The organism is uncultured Candidatus Kuenenia sp. (assembly GCF_900696675.1).
GTDB classification, from domain to species: domain Bacteria; phylum Planctomycetota; class Brocadiia; order Brocadiales; family Brocadiaceae; genus Kuenenia; species Kuenenia stuttgartiensis_A.
In genome coordinates this window covers 1-1,064 of record NZ_CAADGZ010000305.1, presented here as the reverse complement: position 1 = coordinate 1,064, position 1,064 = coordinate 1, and the positions used below count along the sequence as shown (strand labels likewise).

Sequence of the window (1,064 nt, the reverse complement as noted above, 5' to 3'; positions counted from 1 at the left end):
GTATCAATGTAGATATTTTAATGAAATGCCATACTAGGTAGAATGAAAACGAGGGCGGATAGCGGCTGGGTTTTTCCAGTTTCAAATTCTCATAGGTAGAATGAAAGTAACTATTCAGCGTAAACGATACACGGCTCGTTCCCAAACTCCAGTTTGGGAACGCAATTGTTCGAGAAACTCCGGTTTCTCGCCTGTTTGCTGATAGATAGGGAATAAAATCACAGGGTTAAGACAGTTTGTAATTTGTAAAGTCAGACCCTCACCGGAAACAAAGTTTCCCGTGCAATTACGTTCTGATCTTTCGTACTGTGATGACAATTCTGCCAGCGTCTTTTCTTCCCTGATTGCATCCAATGCCACCTTTGCCATGTATTCTGCATCAAAACCCTTTCTCATTTTTCAGACCTCACTTTCTATTACCTATCTTACCAAAAAAGCATCTTAAGGCTCTGTAAATAAATAAAGGTAGCAATCGGCGTAGGGTAATGCTATACTTTCAGTCCATGTATACTCCACTTGGATTGAAACAGAAGTTGCATGCGGTATGGCCGTTATTGGATGAGCGTACGCGCCGTGTCATGGCAGCAAATGAAGCCTTAAGTTTGGGTTTTGGTGGAATCTCTGATGTCCACCGCGCATGTGGTTTGTCGCGCAAAGCCATTGCCAAGGGAATTGGCGAGATTCAAAAAGGGATAGCGCCTCCGGCTGGTCGCATTCGTCGCCCTAGCGCTGGTCGCAAATCCCTCACAGAATCGAACCCGCGTTTGTTGGAGGCGCTGGAAGCAATGATCGATAGCCAAACACGCGGCGATCCGGAATCTCCCCTGCGATGGATTTGCAAGAGTACGCGGACGATTGCCGCGCAACTCGCCCGGAAGAAGCATTCGGTCAGTCACGCGAAGGTGGCGCAGATACTCAACGATCTGAACTATAGTCTGCAGAGCAACCGGAAGACGGAAGAGGGAGCAGACCATCCGGATCGCGATGAGCAATTCCGGCATATCAATGCCGCGGTAAAGAAGTGTCTGAAGCAAGGCGTTCCTGTGATTTCAGTGGACACAAAG

The 1,064-nt window shown here is 47.6% G+C and carries 2 protein-coding genes; one reads left to right on the top strand and one right to left on the bottom strand.

Going from position 1 to position 1,064, the window contains the following annotated elements:
* Positions 1-114 precede the first annotated feature (114 nt).
* Positions 115-396: a hypothetical protein gene (locus tag QZT26_RS17820; protein WP_295104125.1), complete on the bottom strand. Its 282-nt coding sequence runs from the start codon at positions 394-396 to the stop codon at positions 115-117.
* 89 nt (positions 397-485) lie between these two features.
* Between QZT26_RS17820 and QZT26_RS17815 the strand changes: the two genes are divergently transcribed.
* The coding region (locus QZT26_RS17815) for an ISAzo13 family transposase (RefSeq protein ID WP_295104123.1) at positions 486-1,064 on the top strand (579 nt) is incomplete at its 3' end.